At 65.2% G+C, this 4,892-nt stretch carries 3 protein-coding genes and 1 pseudogene; all 4 read left to right on the top strand.

The features are described 5' to 3' along the window. Positions 1-1,658: pseudogene (locus DBR22_RS23775) on the top strand (hypothetical protein); the annotation flags it as partial. A gap of 120 nt (positions 1,659-1,778) precedes the next feature. Beyond that, a complete protein-coding gene (locus DBR22_RS09700; protein ID WP_108598845.1) occupies positions 1,779-2,063 on the top strand; it encodes a DUF1540 domain-containing protein in 285 nt (94 codons plus the stop codon). Between the two features lie 302 nt (positions 2,064-2,365). Continuing rightward, positions 2,366-4,666 carry a carbon starvation CstA family protein gene (locus tag DBR22_RS09705; RefSeq protein WP_108598846.1) on the top strand — a complete coding sequence of 767 codons (2,301 nt, stop codon included), beginning with the start codon at positions 2,366-2,368 and terminating at the stop codon, positions 4,664-4,666. Continuing rightward, on the top strand, positions 4,666-4,869 hold the full coding sequence (locus tag DBR22_RS09710; RefSeq protein WP_108598847.1) for a YbdD/YjiX family protein: 204 nt from the start codon (positions 4,666-4,668) through the stop codon (positions 4,867-4,869). Before DBR22_RS09705 ends, DBR22_RS09710 begins: the two co-directional genes overlap by 1 nt. The last annotated feature ends 23 nt before the right edge of the window (positions 4,870-4,892 follow it).

Consider the following 4,892-nt stretch of genomic DNA (forward strand, 5'->3'; position numbering starts at 1 on the left):
TAGCACGGCAAGCGGCACTCGGTGCGCTCAAATCAGGACGTGCTCCCTCAGTCGCCGGAAAGGCGCCGGCCCGGTTTGGTACCGCGCTGCTGGTCCTGGCCGTGCTGACGCTCGCGGCCGGCGGCTGGCTGGGCCTGGTTGGCGACGACCTTGACGTGCTGATGGAACGCGTTCCGCTGGTGGCAGGCCTGCTGATTGGCGGCACCGTCTTGTTGGTGGTGGCCTTGGTGCTCCTGACCGGCGGGTTTGTTTCACTTCTCACCGGCCACACCGGGCGGCTGAGCCTGCCCCTGAGGTTGGCGGCCAGGGATTCGGCCAGGAACCGGACCCGCACTGTCCCGGCTGTGGCGGCAGTCCTCGCCGCGGCAACGTTGGCCAGCGCGGTAATGGTCCTGGCTGCGAGCCAGTTCGAGGATGCCAGGAGAACCCACTATTGGTCCGCGCACCAGTTTCAGGCGACCCTTCCCCTGACCCTGGACGGCGTTCCAGTGGCGGCCGGGCCGGCTGTCCAGGGCGGGATTTCCCCGGGCGCAGCCAACCAGGACCCTGCTTTCCACGACCCTCAGGCCGTGGCTGAGGTGGTGCGGCAGTCCCTCGAATCCGTCGAATGGACGCAGGCACTGGACTCGGTGGTGACCAGGGGGTGCCTTCTGCAGGCCACAGCGGATGGCGGATGGGTCGCGGGCGACGACCCTGCAGGGTGCCTGCAGTACGGGCTCGCTGTACCGGCTGGCCAGGAGTGCCCCGCAACGCCGAAAGGACGGATCGCGGACGCATCAGACTGGCGGTGCCGCGGCTCCATGTTTCCTGCCGGAATTTCCGGCCAACTCCCGCAGCTGATCGTGGGAGGGGCGGACGAGCTCCGTGCTGTCCTCGGCCGGGAACCGGGACAGGAGGCTCTCGATGTGCTGGAAAACGGTGGCATGGCAGTCAGTAATCCCGTCTATGTCCAGGACGGGCACACTACCCTTGAGTCCACCGACATGCGCAAACCCAAGCCCGTCACGGGCCAACGGTTCGAGGGCTACGAGGTGGTCACCAGCACGCGACTGCGGGCCGCCGTCGAAGTTCCCGTGGCTCCGGTGCCCTACTACGGCGTCGTCTCAGCCGCGACTGCCGCCAGGCTGGGGCTGCCCGTTGAACCCGCAGCGCTCCTGGTCCAGCTGTCGGGGAATCCTACGGACGCGGAGCGGGACAAGGTCTCAACGGCGCTCTCGCGGTTCTACGGCGTCACCGGCATGACCCTCAATGTGGAGCAGGGGGCTGACACGGACAATTCCGCTTTGCTTTGGCTGCTGGTGGGCCTGAGCGCGCTGATCACGCTGAGTGCGGCGGGAATCACCACGGGCCTGGCGCTCGCAGATGCCCGGACGGACCATATGACGCTGGCGGCCGTAGGGGCCGCGCCGCAGCTGCGGAAGTCCCTGGCCGGAGCCCAGGCCCTGATGACGGCTGGGCTTGGCACCCTGCTCGGGCTGGCCGCCGGTATAGTCCCGGCTGCCCTGATCGTCTCAGCCACGCGGATGTTCGCCGGGCCCACGATTCCCTGGCTGCAGCTCCTGGCGCTCCTGGTGGCTGTACCGCTGACCGGTTCAGTCCTGGCCTGGATGTTTACGCAGGCAAGGCTTCCGATGTCCCGGCGGGGCGTCGGGGCCTGAACGGCATCACTTATCTGAATTACGTCACATAGTTGGGTCTTTTTGATTGGGCTGAACAGGCCTAGCGTGGGAGGCAGGATGCTGTCCGGCCCGGGCGGCCGGACTACGGAGGAACCTCTTATGACAACCCATGTTGCCGACTGCAGTGTTACCCGTTGCTCGTTCAACGACCATGAAGGCTGTACCGCCCACGCCATCACGGTCGGGGGCAGTGAAGACCATGCCAGCTGCGCCACTTTCATTGACACCGGGATGCACGGCGGCCTGCCCAAGGTCCTGGCCGACGTCGGAGCGTGCCAACGCGCCGAGTGCGTCCACAACGACCATCTGATGTGCAATGCACCCGAAGTCCATGTTGGCCCCGGCGCTGACAACGCTGACTGCCTCACCTACTCACACGCGTAGGCGTCAACCACGTAGACACGGCACGTGCCGCCACAGCACGTGCAACTGCTGCCCCCGCCAGGGTGCAGCCATGGAGAAGGCCTCTGCCCGGGAATGCCCGGCCGGGGGCCTTTCCTGCGTCCGGCAGCCCAGGGACCACACACCGCGTTCCGGCGTTGAGCTGAACCTGGCGTTCGGCTCCCTCGGCCCGCCGTTCACCGCATGGACACACGGCGCGGTCCCGAAGCCGTACCCTCGTCGGCGCAGCATTGGTAGGGTGCCTTTGAGCCAAACACCGAAGCAGGAATTCTCGAGGAGGAGACATGGCCAACAGGTCTAATGAACCGGAAGGTTCAGCGCAACGGGGCGGTCCCTTGACCGCCGATCCGGCGCTGCCGCCAACAGCTGTGGATGCAGCCGTCAGCGAGGCTGAGGACAGGAAATGGACACCGGCCAAAATCGCCTTGTGGGCGGCCATCGCACTGCTGGGCGGTGTTGCCTGGTTCATGCTGGCGATCATCAGGGGCGAGACGGTCAACGCCATCTGGTTCGTCTTTGCATCGGTCTGTACTTACCTGATCGGCTACCGGTTCTACTCCAAGGTGATCGAACGCTACATCACCAAACCCGATGACCGCCGCGCCACTCCTGCGGAATACAAGGCCGACGGCAAGGACTACGTCCGCACGGACCGCAATGTCCTCTTCGGCCACCACTTCGCCGCCATTGCCGGCGCCGGGCCCCTCGTGGGACCGGTCATTGCCGCCCAGATGGGTTACCTGCCCGGCACCATCTGGATCATCATCGGCGTCGTACTGGCCGGAGCGGTGCAGGACTACCTCGTCCTGTTCTTCTCCATGCGCCGCGGCGGACGCTCCCTGGGCCAGATGGCCCGTGAAGAACTTGGTGTCATCGGCGGCACCGCTGCCCTGATTGCCACGTTGCTCATTATGGTGATCATCGTCGCCATCCTGGCCCTTGTCGTTGTGAACGCACTGGCCGAAAGCCCCTGGGGTGTCTTCTCGGTGGGCATGACCATCCCCATCGCCCTGTTCATGGGCATCTTCCTGCGATTCCTCCGGCCCGGCAAGGTTATGGAAGTCTCGCTGATCGGCTTCGTACTGTTGATGGCAGCCATCATCGGCGGCGGCATCGTAGCGGAAACCGAGTGGGGTGCCGCGTTCTTCACCCTGGACAAAGTCACCATCGCCTGGGGCCTGATCATTTACGGCTTCATCGCCGCGATCCTGCCGGTCTGGCTGCTGCTGGCGCCGCGGGACTACCTCTCCACGTTCATGAAAATCGGTGTAATCGTCATGCTGGCGCTGGCCATCATTGTGGTCCGCCCCGAAATCACTGTCCCCGCCTTCAGCGAATTCGCCAGCAGGGAGAACGGTCCGGTGTTCCCGGGGGCACTGTTCCCCTTCCTCTTCGTCACCATTGCCTGCGGGGCCTTGTCCGGATTCCACGCACTGATCTCCTCAGGCACCACCCCTAAGCTGATCGAAAAGGAACGCCAGACCCGGCTCATCGGGTACGGCGGCATGCTGATGGAATCGTTCGTGGCCATCATGGCGCTGGTTGCTGCCATCTCCATTGACCGCGGCCTGTACTTCGCCATGAACGCACCGGTCGCCCTGACCGGCGGCACGGTGGAAACAGCCGCAACCTGGGTCAACAGCCTGGGCCTCGCGGGAGTCAACATCAGCCCCGACCTCCTCACGGAGACGGCCAGGAACGTTGGCGAGGAGAGCATTGTTTCCCGCACGGGTGGTGCGCCTACCCTTGCTGTGGGCCTCGCCCACATCATGCAGCAGTTCATCGGCGGCACGGCCATGATGGCGTTCTGGTACCACTTCGCCATCATGTTCGAGGCACTGTTCATCCTCACGGCCGTTGACGCCGGCACCCGTGTGGCCCGCTTCATGCTGCAGGATTCCATCGGCAACTTCATCCCCAAGTTCAAGGAACACTCCTGGCGGCCGGGTGCCTGGCTCTGCACGGCAGTGATGGTCGGTGCATGGGGCGCGGTGCTGCTGATGGGTGTCACGGACCCGCTGGGCGGCATCAATACGCTGTTCCCGCTGTTCGGCATTGCCAACCAGCTGCTCGCTGCCATCGCATTGTCCGTCTGCCTGGCCATCGCGGCCAAGCGGGGCTCCTTCAAGTACCTCTGGATTGTGGCCCTACCGCTGACCTTCGCGGCAGTGGTGACCATTACCGCGAGCTTCCACAAGATCTTCTCGCCGGTCCCGGCCGTGGGGTACTTCGCCAACAACGCGGCGTTCTCCAAGGCCCTGGCCGACGGCAAGACCGAGTTTGGAACGGCCAAGACAGTCGCTGCCATGGAGGCCGTGGTGCGCAACACGGGCATCCAGGGCTGGCTGTCCGTCATCTTCGTGGTCCTGAGCATCATTGTCATCGCCACCGCGCTCATCGCCACTGCCAAGGCATACCGCAACCACGGTGCGGGCATAGCCAATGACGACCACGAAGACGCACCCCGTCCTTCACGGGTCTTCGCACCCGCGGGCCTCATCCCCACGCCGGCGGAAAAGGAACTGCTGGCCGAATGGAGCAAGCTCCCGGCGGAACTGCGGTACGAAAGGCCAGGTCACCACTGATGAGTCTCCGCCTGGCCGCAGTATCAACGGGTTTCCGGGGGTTTGCCCGCTATCTGGGTGGTGTCCTCGGAGCGGACGCCTACACCAAGTACCTGGAGCACCACCGCGCGGCCGGGCATGGGCAGCCGCCCCTGACCGAACGTGAGTTCTGGCGGGACCGGACGGACCGCCAGGACTCCAACCCGCAGGGCAGGTGCTGCTGAGCCAATCCCTCGGCCGGGCCGGA

Origin of the sequence: Arthrobacter sp. HMWF013, assembly GCF_003061105.1 — a bacterium.
GTDB lineage: Bacteria > Actinomycetota > Actinomycetes > Actinomycetales > Micrococcaceae > Arthrobacter.